We start from the raw sequence: 15526 nt of genomic DNA, 5'->3' as shown, positions 1-15526 counted from the left end.
TCTCTTATAAGGCATGGGCGGTACGAAACCGACCCCGATAATCAAAAATGGTTTCCCGAATTTGCCAGCCCCGTTTAAAGGCCCGAGCAATCACAAAGTCCGGATGACGAAAACGGCCGGCGGCAGCCAGCACCTGCTCCAGACTGGCAAACTCGGGCTCAGTGCCCGGTGCCGGCCAGTGTGGACGCACAAATTCCTTGTAAAAACGGCCCTTGGGGCCTTTTTTGTCAAAAGCATACCATTTCTGCAGCTCGGTGCCGTCCTCGTCGTGATAGGTCACCTTGAGCGCAGGACCATGTTTGCCGGCGGCGCTTTCAAGGGTCAGACCGGCGCAGCGCAGCACCAGGGCATCCTTCAGCGCCAGCGCGTCTTTCAGTTTTTTGTCCGGATCCACCAGCACCTCGCCACAGTCATGACACTGACGGGCGGCAATGTCGTTTTCCGCCAGACACTGAGGGCAGCTTTTAAAGCGAAAGCGATAGCCGCATTCTTCCTGCTCGCCGTCATCGGTTTCGAACAGCCCCTGACAACGACGGCCAAAATGTTCCAGCACGCGGCCCTCGCTGTCGGTCTTGCCCCAGAAAATATTGGCAAAGCCGCAGGCGGGGCAGAGCACCTGTACCTGAGTGGTATCCGGGTTGGGTCTGGGCTCACCCACTTCCGGCGCGAAAATATCCATATTGTTGCCGGCATAATCCAGCACCAGACAGTTGGTTTTACCCGGGCTGAGCCGCAGTCCCCGGCCGATGATCTGCTGGTACAAGGCCACCGACTGGGTGGGGCGCAAAATGGCAATCAGATCCACATGGGGAGCATCAAAGCCCGTGGTGAGCACAGCCACGTTCACCAGATATTTCAGCTCACGCGCCTTGAAGCGATGGATAATGGCATTCCGCTCCGGCCCGGGAGTCTCGCCGGTTACCAGCGCGGTTTGTTTCTCAGGCAAGAGGCCGGCCACCTCGGTGGCATGGCGCACTGTCGCGGCAAAGATCATCACGCCCCGGCGTTCTTCGGCGTAGTCTTTTATCTGCTCCACCACATGGGGGGTGACCCTGGGCTGACGGGCCAGCTCCCGCTCCAGCGCCTGCTCGGTAAAGAGCCCCTGTTCATACAAACGGGAAAAATCGTAATGCACCACGGGGGCATCCACCAGATCCGGCGGACACAGGTAGCCCTGTTTAATCATCAGCCGCAGCGGCAGCTCAAACAGGCAATGCTCAAAAAAACGCGGGCCCCGGCTGCGCACCATGCCATTATGATGCGTGCGGTAAATCCAGCCCAGCCCCAGCCGGTAGGGAGTGGCGGTCAGTCCCAGTACCTTGAGCGCCGGATTGCTCCGGCGCAAATGATTAATCACCTGCGCATACTGACTGTTGTCATCATCGGAAACCCGGTGGCACTCGTCGATAATCACCAGGCTGAAGCCGCTGAAAGCCTCCAGGTTACGGGCCACCGACTGTACCGAGCCAAACACCACCTGACGGCGGCTTTCCCTGCGCTTCAGGCCGGCAGAGAAAATATCGGCGTCAACGCCGTAAGCCTGGTATTTGGCATGGTTTTGCTCCACCAGCTCGCGCACATGAGCAAGTACCAGCACCCGGCCTTTGGCCAGTCGTGCCAGCTCGGCAATCACCAGGCTCTTGCCGGCCCCGGTGGGCAGCACCAGCACGCCGGGCTCGCTGTGACGGCGAAAATAGGCAAGAGTGCGGTCAACCGCCTCCTGCTGATAGGGACGTAATGTAAACATTGTTCTCACTAAAGCTCGAAATCTGCACGTCGTCTGTTACCTCCGCCATGCGAAGCACCAACAGGCGGCCTCGAAGTCAGGCGATGCAGCAGCAGGGATTGCCGGAGCCGACCGTCAAATGCCATGGATGGCATTTGCCGAGCGTCCCATGGATGGGCTTGAAGCGTGTCGGCGCAGGTAACCCTGCTGCTGCATCGTGAGGCTGGCGGCAGGCAATTTGGGCCTCACATTTGCCTCGGAATAGGGTATCTTTAGCGCCTATCGTTTGTAATAACCGAGGCTATCAAGTTTATGATCATCAAACCCAAGGTTCGTGGCTTTATCTGCACCACCACCCATCCGGTTGGCTGTGAGGCGAATGTACGTGAGCAGATCGCCTACGTCAAAAGCAAGGGCAAACTGGCGCAGGGGCCGAAAAAGGTGCTGGTGATCGGCGCATCCACCGGTTACGGTCTGGCGTCCCGCATTAATGCCGCCTTTGGCAGCGATGCCGCCACCATAGGTGTCTTCTTTGAAAAGCCGGGCACCGAGAAAAAAACCGGCACCGCCGGCTGGTATAATGCCGCCGCTTTTGACAAGGCCGCCAAGGAAGCAGGTTTGTACGCCAAGAGCATCAACGGCGATGCCTTCTCCAACGAATGTCGCGAAACAGTGATTGAGCTTATCAAGCAGGATCTGGGCGAGATCGATCTGGTGGTCTATTCCCTGGCGTCTCCGGTGCGCAAACTGCCCGACAGCGGTGAAGTGGTGCGTTCCGCGCTCAAGCCCATTGGCGAGCCCTATAAGTCTACTGCCCTGGACACCAACAAAGATGTACTGGTAGAAGCCGTGGTAGAGCCTGCCAATGAGCAGGAAATTGCCGACACCATTCAAGTGATGGGCGGCCAGGACTGGGAGCTGTGGATGAACGCCCTGGAAGAGGCCGGCGTGCTGGCCGAGGGGGCCAAGTCCGTGGCTTATTCCTACATTGGCACCGATCTCACCTGGCCCATCTACTGGCACGGTACTCTTGGCAAGGCCAAGGAAGATCTGGATCGCGCCGCCCACGCCATCGACGGCAAGCTGAAAGCGCGCGGCGGTAATGCCCACGTGGCGGTGCTGAAGTCCGTCGTTACTCAGGCCTCTGCCGCCATTCCGGTGATGCCGCTGTACATCTCCATGGCCTTTAAGGTGATGAAGGAGCAGGGCATTCACGAAGGCTGCATCGAGCAGATTCAGCGCCTGTTTTATGATCGCCTCTACAGCGCCCAGCCGGCATCGGTGGATGAACAAAATCGCCTGCGCCTGGACGACTGGGAGTTGCGTGATGAAGTACAGAACGCCTGCCGTGAGATCTGGCAGCAGGTGCAGGATGACAATATCTACCAGCTTACCGACTATCAGGGCTACAAGGACGAATTCCTGCGCCTGTTCGGCTTTGGCCTGCAGGGCGTGGATTACGACGCCGATGTGGATACCCAAGTCGACTTTGATGTGATTGAACTGGCCTGAGCTGATTGAGCTATTCTGATAAAGCCCCGCAAGGGGCTTTTTTTATAACTGCGCCAATATGTGTCCCGTGACCGGCCGGCGTAAATAGTCAGCGGGCCTGACTCACACTAGAGTTACTGAATACAGTAAGGAGAGCGGGGGCATCATGAACAGAAAAACCATTATCACTTCGGCGCTGCTGGCTGGGCTGACAATGCCGGTGCAGGCCCAGCCGCCGGAAGGCAAGGGACCTGATCATGCGCCAGGTCGTGAGAAAGAGCACAAATGGCAGCACGATGATCGGCGCAAGGATGACCGGCGTGATGAATACCGTGAGCACAGACGCGATGACCGCCACGAGAATGACCGCCGTTACCGCCGTGATCCCGATATTGATGAACGGCTGCTGCGCCGGCTGTTCCGCGAGCACAGAGACTGGCTGGATTATGATGACAGACACAGTCTGCCGCCGGGCATAGCCAAAAATCTGCGCCGGGGCAAGCCACTGCCACCGGGCATTGCCAAACGCTTTGATCCCCGCCTGCGTGAGCGTCTGCCTTACTATGAAGGTTATGAGTGGCGGCGGGTTGATAACAAGGCGGTGCTGGTGGATCTTGCCACGGAAAACGTCCGTTATATTCTGGATGATATCCTCAGATAAGTGATGCTTATGCCTGGCAGACACACACCCGGTTACGGCCCGAGTTTTTGGCCTGATACAGTGCTTTGTCTGCACGCTGCAACCAGTCTGCAGCACTGCTCAGGTCCGGGGTCAGAGCTGCCAGACCCAGGCTGATGGTGTAATGGATGATTTCACCATGAGTCATTACCGGCTCGCTGCTGACGGCCAGACGCAGCCGTTCGGCAATCACACCCGCACCTTCTGCATCGGTTTGCGGCAAAATAAGAGCAAACTCCTCACCGCCATAGCGGCCTGCCGTGTCAGCATCCCGCAGCAGGGACTTAATCAGACTGGCCAGGTGACGAATCACATCGTCACCAGCGGGGTGACCATAACGATCGTTAATGACCTTGAAGTGATCGATATCCAGCATGACCAGGGTACCGGCCTGGTGATAGCGCTGAAAGCGGGAAAATTCTGCCTGGAGCAGATTTTCCCAGCTGCCCCGGTTCTGCAGGCCGGTCAGCGGATCCGTGATACTCAGCAGAGAGAGCTGTTCATTGGCCTGCTCCAGTGCCAGCTTGCTGGTGGCGACGTCGGTCACGTCATACACCATAAGACATACGCGCTGAATGCTGCCGTCAGGCTCAGCCAGCGGGTGTATGGTCAGGTTCTGGAACATATAGTCATGAGTGCCGGTAATAGGCCGGGTGCTGCGAAAGGGAAACAGCCAGGGGCGTTGCTCCCAGCTGGTAAAGGTACGGGTATTGAGCGTGACCACCGTATCTACCTTGCGTCTCAGCCATTGCTCCGGCAGGGCTGGAAACTGGCTGAAGATATTCTTGCCACGGACTTCGGCCGCGTTCAGGCCGCTGTGGTTTTCCATAAAGTCGTTCCACAGCGCAATACTGAAGTCCTTATCCAGTACCACCAGGCCAATATCAACCGACTCCAGCATATCGATAAGCCAGTGAAACTCCCGCGGGCTGTTTCCGGTCAGGGGCATAAATCTACTCCGTCAGATAGGCAAGCTTTTGCTGCAGCCGGCTGAGTGAGGTTTCTGTCAGCAGTACCAGCAGGTTGCAGTGAATGTGCTGTTGCTCGAGCACATAAGGAATTTCAATACACAGCAGTTGTTCCTGGCGATGGCGGTGATGTTCAAGCAGTGTACTGATGGGCTGATGTCTGCCCAGCACGGTAGGCTGGCCCAGGCCCAGACGTACATCCAGCTGATCGCCAAGGCCTTTGAGAAAGGCACCAAACAGTATGCTGGACATATCCATTAACACTTCCACATCCGGAGATATCGCATCGGCGGCGTCGTAGTGCAGTAACTGCATCATGGCATCCATGCCTTTGTCGGAAAACAGCAGTAACGCCTCGCCTGAAATGCCGGCACCGACAAAGCCCTGACACACAGCAGAAAAACCACTGTGCTCATCAGCGGCGCTGATGGCCATGCTCAGTTCACCGCGGGCAATATGGGCCACTCTGGGAATGGGCTGGGGTACAAATACATTCAAGAGCCGGGCCAGCAGATCCGATGCTCTGCCCATGGCAATATTGGCCACTTCCTGCAGATAATCGGTCAGTTGCAACCCGTGTTCCGGGAGCCGGGCCGGCGCAGCAAAACGGGTATTATCGGGTTGATATAGCCCATATTGATGCAGCAGGCCGCTCAGCTCCATGTTGTTGACAGGTTTGGCAATAAACGCCATGGCTCCCAGCGCCATCACCCGCTCCCGTGCTCTGGGCTGAATATCTGCCGATACCACCAGAGTGAATACTTCCAGCTGCTCCCGGCGCAGCGCTTCCAGCACACCAAAACCGTCCAGCTTCGGCATATTGAGATCGAGAAACAGCAGGTCAAACGTCTGCTGGCGCAGCATGGCCAGCGCTTCAAGGCCATGACCGGCAAAATGCAGGCTGACTTGCCAGTCTTCGGGCAGGGATCTGGCCATTTGCTTACGGGCAACCGCCGAGTCATCGCAAATCAATATTTGAATGGTCATGGCAGTGCGGCCCCGGCAGCGTTGGTGTGAGTATTAACGATTTAACCACATAAACTTTACGTAAAAAAGCGCAGGCAGTAGGCAGTCTGTATAAAGGGCGGTATATTCCTGAGGCTGACGCCTGGCAACCGCACACCATCAGTGCGCCCAAATGAATGGTTAATATCTAACCAGTTGATAATCAAGCTAATATATTGTGAATTAGTGCCGTCTGACTCATATTGAAAACGAGGAGCAGTGGCTCGTTGCACGGGAATGTGTTTAAACATGCAGGATTTTTTTTCGTTGTCGCGCTGGATGCCCGGCCTGGTCACACTGCTGGATTACCGGCGTGACTGGCTGGCTGATGATGTTCGTGCCGGCCTGTCGGTGGCGGCGGTAGCCCTGCCGGTTGCCATTGCCTATGCCGAGCTTGCCGGTGTGAGTGCTGTGGTGGGGCTTTACTCCTGTATTTTGCCCATGATCGCTTACGCGTTTTTTGGTACTTCCCGTCAGTTGATAGTGGGACCGGATGCGGCCACCTGCGCTGTAATTGCCGCTGTAGTGATGCCTCTGGCTGCCGGCGATGCCACCCGACACTGGCAGCTGGTCATGACGATGACGGCCATGACCGGTCTCTGGTGCCTGGCGGCCAGTTATTTTCGGCTGGGAGTGCTGGCCGACTTTTTATCACGGCCTATTTTACTGGGTCTGCTTAACGGGGTGGCCATCACCATTATGGTGGGTCAGCTGTCGCGGATTTTTGGCTTTACCTTTGATGAATCCCAGTTAATAGAGCGTCTCGCTGCCACGCCGGATTATCTGGCCCTGGTGCACTGGCCCACCTTGGGAGTCAGTGCCCTGACACTGATTATTATGCTGTTATGCCGGCACTACCGTCCGCTCTGGCCCAGCAGTTTACTGGCGCTGGTTGTCGCTGCTGGTGTGCTTTGGTACTTGGGTCCGGAGCGACTGAATATTGCCGTGGTAGGAAGTTTGTCAGAGGGCATTCCCGATTTTCAGCTGCCTGAGTTTCCTCCCGGTCTGATGCGGGATCTGGTGCTGCCGGCACTGAACCTGGCCATGGTGAGCTTTGTATCCATGATGCTCACTGCCCGCAGCTTTGCCGCCCGCAACGGCTATGATATCGATGCTGACAGAGAGTTTCGTGCGCTGGGAGTGGCCAATCTGGCCTCGGCTGTTTCTCAGGGATTTGCCATCAGCGGGGCCGACTCCCGCACTGCCGTGAACGATGCCAACGGCGGCAAAAGTCAGCTGGTTTCCATTGTGGCTGCCGGTGTAATTGCTGGCGTGACTTTTTTTCTGACCGAACCATTGCAATATATTCCTACCGCTGCACTGGGAATAGTGCTGGTGATGGCGTCCTGGTCTCTGATTAATCTGCGTGGCCAGTGGCAGTTGCACAAGTCTGACAAGCCCGCTTTCTGGCTGGCCTGGATTACTTTTATCAGCGTACTCTTTATGGGGGTTATTCCCGGTATTACGCTGGCGGTGTTGCTGGGGCTGTTTCAGTTTCTGCGCAATGTGATGCGGCCCACGGATCAGCTGATGGGCATGAACGAAGAGGGGGTGGTGCACACTCTTGGCCGTAATGAAGAAGTGAAGGCCATTGCCGGTGTGCTTATTTACCGGTTCAATTCGCCGCTTACCTACTTTAACGCCTCTTATTTCAAGCGCCGGGTGCTGGCATTAATCGGACTGGAGAAAGCACAGCCCAATTGTCTGATCATTGATGCGGTGTCCTGTTTTACTCATCAGGATATCAGTGTGATGAGTGTGGTAGGAGAGCTGCACAAGGAGCTGAAACGCCGCGGCATTCATATGGTGATGGCGGGCCGGCGCAGTCAGATGACCCACTGGCTGCAGCAGGCGGGGATTCGGGTGGGGGAAGAAGGCGTGCTGGTTTACCCGGACTTGTATGAAGCACTACGCATGACCCGCTGCTATCACACGCCCGCGCCGGCGGTGACGACGGAAGTGGCCGAGGCGGTAAGGAGCGAAGCATGAACAAGGCCCGTTTTTTATTGTGGCTGCCGCCGCCGGCCATAGCGACGCTGGTAGCAGGCCTGATGTGGTTGCTGCCAGAGCGGTACGGATTCTGGCCGGGCTGGCTGGCGGCCCTGCCTTTACTGGCCGGCATCAGCCTTATGCTGCTGGCGGCCCGGGAGCTGAACCGGGCTGACACTACTTTGCTGCCTTTTACCCCAGAGCGGGCCAGCAGTCTGGTGACCACAGGCGTGTTTGCTTATTCCCGTAATCCCATTTATCTGGGGGATGCTCTGTTGCTGCTGGCCTGGGCGCTCTGGCTGCAAAGCTGGCCGGCGCTGGCGGGGCCGGTATTGTTTGTGGCTTACATGAACCGAGTGCAGATCGCCGCCGAAGAGCGCGCCCTGGCGCTGCGCTTTGGCAAAGCCTACACCGACTATTGCAATCGGGTACGGCGCTGGCTTTAACTCCTTGCCTGTAAGCCCGTGCACTCTCGTCGGACAAAGCGCACTACTTCTGTCATGGATGACATTTGCCGAGCGTCACATGGATGTGCTCGAAGCGTGTCGGCGGAGCGCAACCGCGCTGTTGCTTCGCATGGCAGACTCTTTCAGCGAGCGCCAGCCCTTGCGGGGTGGAGGGCTGCGCCTTACACTGGCGCGGTTTAGCCAGGCCTGCTCTTTTCAGCCTTTGCCCGGCTGTTTTCAATTACCGGTAAGGAGCTGCCATGACCGATACCCCTCTTGATACCCGCCTGAATAAATTTATCAGTGAAACCGGCATCTGCTCCCGGCGGGAAGCCGACCGGCTGATTGAACTGGGACTGGTGAAAGTAAACGGCGAGGTGGCCGGCATGGGCGTGCGGGTCAGTGATGCCGATAACATTACTGTGCGTGGCAAGCCATTGCGGGCCAAACCCAAAGCGGTTTATCTGGTCTACAACAAGCCCATTGGCATTACCTGCACCACCGACAGCGCCGTGCCCGAAAATATCGTGGATGCGGTGAACTATCACGCCCGCATTTTTCCCATCGGCCGGCTCGACAAGCCGTCCTGTGGGCTGATTTTGCTGACCAACGACGGTGATATCGTCAACAAGATACTGCGCGCCGGCAATGCCCATGAAAAAGAATATATCGTATCCATGGACAAGCCGGTCACCGATGACTTTGTAGCAAAAATGTCGGCAGGGGTGCCCATTCTCGATACCGTCACCAAACCCTGCAAGGTACGCAAAATCGGCCCCAGAACCATTAATATTATTCTGACTCAGGGGCTGAACCGGCAAATCCGGCGCATGGCGGAATATCTTGATTACCGGGTAACCAGCCTGAAGCGGGTACGCATCATGAATATTCACCTCGGCAATCTTAAGCCGGGGGAGTGGCGCTATGTTACTGAAGAAGAGCTGGCTCTGATTAACAACATGATTGCCGGCTCCAGTAAAACCGAAGAAGCCTCTGTGCTGGCCCAGCCCAAAGCCGCTCGCCAGGGGCCACGTGCGGCATCTGCCCAGGCTCGCCGTCCGGTTAATAATGAACGCCGCAAACCACAGCCTCAGGGGCAGTCTCGGGGAAACCCGCGCAAAGAACGAGATGGCCAGAACAACAAGCCGGGCAGCTCTCGCATTCAACGCTGGAAGGGGCCTGCATCGGGCCGCAGTAAAAAAGACTGAGGCTATCTCTTTATCTGAAGATGTCCGGACGTCCTTGTGGCTCTCGCTCAAATGCCGTGGCGGTGTATAATGACCGCCACTCTGGGCAATACCGACAAGGACAAAGGGGACGCAGGTCATGATCCCAAGGTTAGCGCTGCAACAGCAGACAACCCCCACCTATTATTCATTTCTTGACGCGCTGGCTGACAGCGGCTTTCGTGGCGATATAGAGCGCAGTTACGCCAGCCGGCTGGCAGTGGCCACCGACAACAGCGTCTATCAGTGCCTGCCCCAGGCGGTGGTATTTCCGCGCTCCTCCCAGGATCTGGTGGTGATGCTGACCCTGGCGTCCAGGGACGCCTACAAGGAAATTCGTTTCTCTCCCCGGGGCGGTGGTACCGGCACCAACGGCCAGTCTCTCAACGACAATATAGTGGTGGACCTGTCCCGGCACATGACCCAACTGGTCACCATGGACGCTGCTGGCCGCCGGGTGCGCATTCAGACCGGCATGGTAAAAGACAGGCTCAACCAGCTGGTCAAACCCCACAACCTGTTCTTCTCGCCGGACTTGTCCACCAGTAACCGGGCTACAATCGGCGGCATGATCAATACCGATGCCTCCGGTCAGGGCTCGCTGGTGTACGGCAAAACCTCGGATCATGTGCTGGGCGTGACTGCCGTACTGGTAGACGGCACCCTGATTGAAACCGGCCCTGTCTCCGGCGAGGCGCTCGACCAGAAGCTGGAAGAAGACAGCCGGGAAGGGGAGCTGTACCGTTGCGTATATCACAGCGTGACCGGCCATGCCGGAGAAATTGAGCAGCGCTTTCCCAAACTGAACCGTTTTCTCACTGGTTACGATCTGAAACACGTTTACGACAAGCGTACCCATACCCTGGATCTGACCCGCATTCTGTGCGGCTCGGAAGGGTCGCTCGCCTTTATTACCGAAGCCTGGCTGGATCTGACGCCCATTCCCAACTGCCGCACCCTGGTCAACGTCAAGTACGACAGTTTTGAGTCGGCTCTGCGCAATGCCCCCCTGATGGTGGAGGCCAAGGCGCTGTCGGTGGAAACCGTCGACTCAAAGGTACTGAATCTGGCCCGGGAAGACATTGTCTGGCACTCGGTCAGCGATCTCATTCAGGACGTGCCCGGCAAGGTGATGGACGGCCTGAACATGGTGGAATACGCCGACGAGGACGAGACCGCCCAGCGGGAAAAAGTGGAGGCGCTGTGCCAGCGGCTCGACGGCCTGATTGAACGTGGCGAAGCGGGCGTTATTGGTTATCAGGTGTGCGATGATCTTTCGTCCATCAACCGCATTTACGGCATGCGCAAAAAGGCGGTGGGCCTGCTGGGCAATACTCAGGGCCGCAAAAAGCCGGTAGCTTTTGTGGAAGATACCGCTGTGCCCCCTAAGCACCTGGCGGACTATATTATGGAGTTCCGCGAGCTGCTGGATAATCATGGCCTGCAATACGGCATGTTCGGCCATGTGGATGCCGGTGTGCTGCATGTTCGCCCTGCTCTCGACATGACCGATCCCGAGCAGGAAGTCATGCTGCGGCGTATTTCTGACAAGGTGAATGCGCTCACCGCCAAATATGGCGGCCTGATGTGGGGTGAGCATGGTAAGGGTTTTCGCTCCGAATACAGCCCTACCTTCTTTGGCGAGGTGCTGTTTACCGAGCTGCGCCGCATCAAGTCGGCCTTTGATCCCTTTAACCGGCTGAATCCGGGCAAAATCTGCACGCCGCTGAACAGCCTGGAGCAGCTGGTATCGGTGGATGCCACCAAGCGTGGTTATTTTGACCGGCAAATTCCGGTGCATGTGCGCGACGGCTTTACCCAGGCCATGGACTGTAACGGCAACGGCCTGTGCTTTGATTTTGATGTGCGCTCGCCCATGTGCCCGTCGATGAAGCTCTCCGCCGACCGTCGTCACTCGCCCAAGGGGCGGGCCGGTCTGGTGCGGGAGTGGCTGCGTCAGCTGTCGGCTCAGGGCTTTGACCCCATGACCGGCGAGGCCGCGGTGCAAAGCCGCAGCACCAGCGTCAAGAACATGGTGCTGCGCATCAAGCACACCCTCGACAAGCGCCGTGGCGAGTACGATTTCTCTCATGAGGTGAAAGAGGCCATGGATGGCTGCCTGGCGTGCAAGGCCTGCTCCAGCCAGTGTCCGATCAAGGTGGACGTGCCCACCTTCCGCGCGCGCTTTTTGCAGCTGTATCATCAGCGCTATCAGCGTCCGCCCCGGGATTATCTGGTGTCCTGGGTAGAAACCTATACCCCCTGGATGGCCAAAGCACCGGGCTTGTTCAACCCCATTATGAACCACAAGTGGGTGCAGAGCGGTACCTCCTCACTGCTTGGCATGGTAGATATGCCGGCCCTGAGCCAGCCCAGCCTGAAAAAGCGCCTTGGCAACAGTCCGGCGGCGCAGTTTGACCTGGAACAGTTGCAAGCGCTGGGGGATGAAGAGCGGGCCAACACCCTGCTGGTGGTACAGGATCCCTTTACTTCCTTCTACGACGCCGGCGTGGTGCACGATTTGGTGCGCTTGGCCACGGCACTGGGCTTTAATCCGGTGGTGCTGCCGTTCAGGCCCAACGGCAAGCCGGCTCATGTAAAGGGTTTTTTGCGCCGTTTTGCCGGTATGGCTGCCGACAGCGCCCAGTTTCTGAACCGGCTGGCCCGGCTCAATATTCCCATGGTGGGCGTGGACCCGTCTCTGGTACTTTGCTACCGGGATGAATACGCCAAAGTACTGGGGCCGGCCCGGGGTGACTTTGAGGTATTACTGCCTCAGGAGTGGCTACTGGGTATGCTGGACAGGATTCCGGCCCGGGAAAGCACCGGCGAGTCCTGGCATCTGTTTGCTCACTGCACCGAAAAAACCGCCAAGCCCACCACCCATCAGGACTGGAGCCGTATTTTTGCCCATTTGGGTGCAACACTGGAAGCCGTGCCCGTGGGCTGCTGCGGCATGGCCGGCACCTATGGCCACGAGCGGGAACACGCCGAGGGCTCGCGGACCCTGTTTGCCATGAGCTGGGCCGAGCCTCTGAGCCAGCTGCCACGGGAACGTTGCCTGGCCACTGGCTTCTCCTGCCGCAGTCAGGTCAAACGTATTGAGGGCGAGGGGCTTCGCCATCCGGTGCAGGCCTTGCTAAGCTTGTTGGCGTAAACCAACAAGGAGAAACATATGGGTCTTATTTTAGGACTGATTATCGGTGGTCTGGCGGGCTGGATTGCCGGCAATCTGACCAGAGGCGGTGGCTTTGGCCTGCTGGGCAATATTGTTATTGGACTGGTGGGCGGCTTTCTGGGCGGCGTGGTGTTTGGGCTGATCGGCCTTAAAAGCACCGGCATTATCGGCTCTCTGGTCACCTCGGTGGCCGGTGCCGTGCTGCTTATCTTTATCGTCGGCAAAATCAAAAAAAGATGAGGGAATAGGGACTCGGGATCAGGGGTTAGCGATCCCATTCCCCAATCCCTGCAGTTAAATATGTGGAAACGTGAATTTACACTGGACAGTTTGAACCAACTGTCGGAGAATACGCTCGCAGCCCAGCTGGGCATGACCTTTTGTGAAGTGGGTCACGATTTTCTACGCGGCACCATGCCGGTAGACAGCCGTACTCATCAGCCTCTTGGCATGTTACATGGCGGCGCGAGTGTCGCGTTTGCCGAAACCCTGGGTTCAGTAGCTGCCAATATGTGCGTTGAAGCGGGTTTTTATTGCGTTGGTCAGGGAGTTAACGCAAATCACGTCCGCGCCAAACGAAGCGGCCTGGTAACAGGAACCGCACGTCCCCTCCATTTGGGCGCGACGACACAAGTCTGGCAGATCGACATCCATGACGAGCGTAACCGCCTGGTATGTACCAGCCGGTTAACCATGGCGGTGTTGAGACAAAAACGGCCAGATTAGCCTTGTGTATCTTATGTGACACATTTCGTGTAAAGAAAAGCCCTCGCTTTGAGTGAGTATTGGCTTTTCCCCGGCCTTTTACTGTATCAGTCCGCCGACATTTTATTTTTTCGGAACTGTTAATAAATGACAAATACCTCTGTAGTACCCGCTTTTGCTGACCTCGGGCTGGCGCCTGCCGTTCTTCAAGCTCTGACCGACGCCGGTTATGAGCAGCCTTCTGCTATTCAGGCCGCCGCCATTCCGACGCTGCTGACCGGGCGCGACGTACTGGGTCTGGCCCAGACCGGTACCGGCAAAACGGCTGCTTTTGCTCTGCCGATGCTGAGCCGCATTACCGGCGGTAACGCCTATCCGCAGGTGCTGGTACTGGCCCCGACTCGGGAGCTGGCCATTCAGGTGGCTGAGTCCTTTGAAAACTACGCCAAATATCAGAAAGACATTCGTATCATGTCCATCTACGGTGGTCAGGCCTACGACAGCCAGATCCGTGCTCTCAAGCGCGGTGTTGATATCGTAGTGGGTACTCCCGGCCGGGTCATGGACCACATGCGCCGTGGCACCCTCAAGCTGGACAACCTGCAGGCGCTGGTGCTGGATGAAGCCGACGAAATGCTGCGCATGGGCTTTATCGACGACGTGGAATGGATTCTGGAGCACACTCCGGACACCCGTCAGATCGCGCTGTTCTCTGCCACCATGCCGCCGGCCATTCAGCGTGTTGCTCAGAAATACCTGAAGAATCCGCAGGAAGTGCGCATTGCCAACAAAACCCGCACCAACGCCAGCATTCGCCAGCGTTACTGGTTTGTGCGTGGCATGCCCAAGCAGGAAGCCCTGTGCCGTCTGGTAGAAACTGAAAACATGGACGCCTGTCTGGTGTTTGTGCGCACCCGCAAAGATGCGGAAGATGTGGCTGAAATGATGACCCGTGAAGGCCATGCCTGTGAAGCTCTGCACGGTGATATTCCGCAGAAACTGCGGGAAAAAGTGGTAGATCGTCTGAAAAACGGCCGTTTGAACGTGCTGGTTGCCACCGATGTGGTAGCCCGTGGTCTGGACGTGGAGCGCATCAGTCATGTTATCAACTACGACATGCCCCATGATAACGAGTCTTACGTGCACCGCATTGGCCGTACCGGTCGTGCCGGCCGCGAAGGTGACGCCATCCTGTTTGTGACCGGCCGTGAAAAGCGCAGCCTGTACAATCTGGAACGTCATACTCGCCAGCCCATTGAAGAAATGAGCATGCCCAGCGCTGATGATATCAACAAGATTCGTGCCGAGCGCTTCAAGGCCCGTATTCGTACCAGCGTAGAGGCTGACGAAAAAGCCCTGGCACCTTTCGTGGAAATGGTCACTGAGCTGCAGGCCGATGGCATGGACACTGCCGCCCTGGCCGCCGGTCTGGCCCGTCTGCTGCAGGGTGACCGTCCGCTGTTTGTGGAAGACAAGCCGATGTCGGCCCGTCGCCCGGATGTGCGTGAAGCCCGTGAGCCCCGTGGCCGTGGTGACCGCCCCGAGCGTGGCGAGCGCCCGCGCCGTGGTGGCAAGGACGAGGTGTCTGGTGTGACCATGGAAACCTTCCGCGTTGACGTGGGTCGGGTACATGGCGTCAAGCCGGGCCATCTGGTGGGTGCCATTGCCAACGAGGCCGATCTGGAATCCCGCTTTATCGGCCAGATCCAGATCCATGACGACTTCTCTACCGTGGATCTGCCGGAAGGCATTCCTTCCGAGCTGCAGCAGGTACTGCAGAAAGTACGGGTTTGTCAGCGTCCGCTGAACCTGGCCAAGTACGAAGGTGGCCCGCTGCCCCGTCGCCAGTTCCGTGGCAAGGATGAGCGTGGTGGTGAGCGCGGCAAGTTCCGCCCCCGTCGCAACGAAAAGCGTCTGAACGGCTAATCCCGTTTCACGCTGAATAAAAAAGCCCGCCGGCAAATACCGGCGGGCTTTTTTTGTTGCATGCCCGGTGTTAACCGAATGGGCCGATGCCTCATTGACGCACCATATGACCAGAACTGTCCCACAGGTTTCTCTTTTCAGCATGTCTTTGGCTGTGACTGCCGCCTGCGACCGTTTCCTTCGCAAC

The 15526-nt window shown here is 57.4% G+C and carries 12 protein-coding genes; 9 read left to right on the top strand and 3 right to left on the bottom strand.

Going from position 1 to position 15526, the window contains the following annotated elements; genetic code table 11:
- Positions 1-4: 4 nt before the first annotated feature.
- Positions 5-1747 (bottom strand): DNA repair helicase RadD, encoded by a 1743-nt coding sequence (gene radD / locus G364_RS0106095; protein ID WP_019934265.1) that lies wholly within the window; start codon positions 1745-1747, stop codon positions 5-7.
- A gap of 291 nt (positions 1748-2038) precedes the next feature.
- On the opposite strand from radD, the gene fabV reads away from it, so the two are divergent.
- Complete coding sequence (gene fabV / locus G364_RS0106090; protein ID WP_019934264.1) at positions 2039-3238, top strand: enoyl-ACP reductase FabV; 1200 nt, start codon at positions 2039-2041, stop codon at positions 3236-3238.
- A gap of 145 nt (positions 3239-3383) precedes the next feature.
- Positions 3384-3878, top strand: coding sequence for an anti-virulence regulator CigR family protein (locus G364_RS0106085; RefSeq protein ID WP_019934263.1), 495 nt, complete (start codon positions 3384-3386; stop codon positions 3876-3878).
- Between the two features lie 7 nt (positions 3879-3885).
- On the opposite strand, the gene G364_RS0106080 is transcribed toward G364_RS0106085, so the two are convergent.
- On the bottom strand, positions 3886-4845 hold the full coding sequence (locus G364_RS0106080) for a GGDEF domain-containing protein (RefSeq protein ID WP_019934262.1): 960 nt from the start codon (positions 4843-4845) through the stop codon (positions 3886-3888).
- A gap of 4 nt (positions 4846-4849) precedes the next feature.
- On the bottom strand, positions 4850-5851 hold the full coding sequence (locus tag G364_RS0106075; protein ID WP_019934261.1) for a response regulator: 1002 nt from the start codon (positions 5849-5851) through the stop codon (positions 4850-4852).
- A 267-nt stretch (positions 5852-6118) separates the two neighbouring features.
- On the opposite strand from G364_RS0106075, the gene G364_RS0106070 reads away from it, so the two are divergent.
- The 7 genes from G364_RS0106070 to G364_RS0106040 all read left to right on the top strand — a co-directional run bounded on the left by G364_RS0106070 (position 6119) and on the right by G364_RS0106040 (position 15339).
- Positions 6119-7858, top strand: a complete 1740-nt coding sequence (locus G364_RS0106070) for a SulP family inorganic anion transporter (protein ID WP_019934260.1) — start codon at positions 6119-6121, stop codon at positions 7856-7858.
- Entirely contained in the window at positions 7855-8304 is a 450-nt protein-coding gene (locus tag G364_RS0106065) for a methyltransferase family protein (protein ID WP_019934259.1), read from the top strand. The genes G364_RS0106070 and G364_RS0106065 overlap by 4 nt, the downstream gene beginning before the upstream one ends.
- 260 nt (positions 8305-8564) lie before the next feature.
- Entirely contained in the window at positions 8565-9512 is a 948-nt protein-coding gene (rluF, locus tag G364_RS0106060; RefSeq protein ID WP_019934258.1) for a 23S rRNA pseudouridine(2604) synthase RluF, read from the top strand.
- Between the two features lie 118 nt (positions 9513-9630).
- Complete coding sequence (ydiJ, locus tag G364_RS0106055; protein WP_019934257.1) at positions 9631-12687, top strand: D-2-hydroxyglutarate dehydrogenase YdiJ; 3057 nt, start codon at positions 9631-9633, stop codon at positions 12685-12687.
- Positions 12688-12705: 18 nt separating this feature from the next.
- Positions 12706-12948 (top strand): GlsB/YeaQ/YmgE family stress response membrane protein, encoded by a 243-nt coding sequence (locus tag G364_RS0106050; protein WP_019934256.1) that lies wholly within the window; start codon positions 12706-12708, stop codon positions 12946-12948.
- A 60-nt stretch (positions 12949-13008) separates the two neighbouring features.
- Positions 13009-13434 carry a hotdog fold thioesterase gene (locus G364_RS0106045; RefSeq protein WP_019934255.1) on the top strand — a complete coding sequence of 142 codons (426 nt, stop codon included), beginning with the start codon at positions 13009-13011 and terminating at the stop codon, positions 13432-13434.
- A 126-nt stretch (positions 13435-13560) separates the two neighbouring features.
- Positions 13561-15339, top strand: coding sequence for a DEAD/DEAH box helicase (locus G364_RS0106040; protein ID WP_019934254.1), 1779 nt, complete (start codon positions 13561-13563; stop codon positions 15337-15339).
- Positions 15340-15526: the final 187 nt, after the last annotated feature.

Origin of the sequence: Oceanimonas smirnovii ATCC BAA-899, from assembly GCF_000381965.1 — a bacterium.
Classification (GTDB): Bacteria; Pseudomonadota; Gammaproteobacteria; order Enterobacterales; family Aeromonadaceae; genus Oceanimonas; species Oceanimonas smirnovii.
The sequence above is the reverse complement of the archived record's forward strand: the minus strand, read 5'-3'. Positions and strand labels throughout refer to the sequence as shown.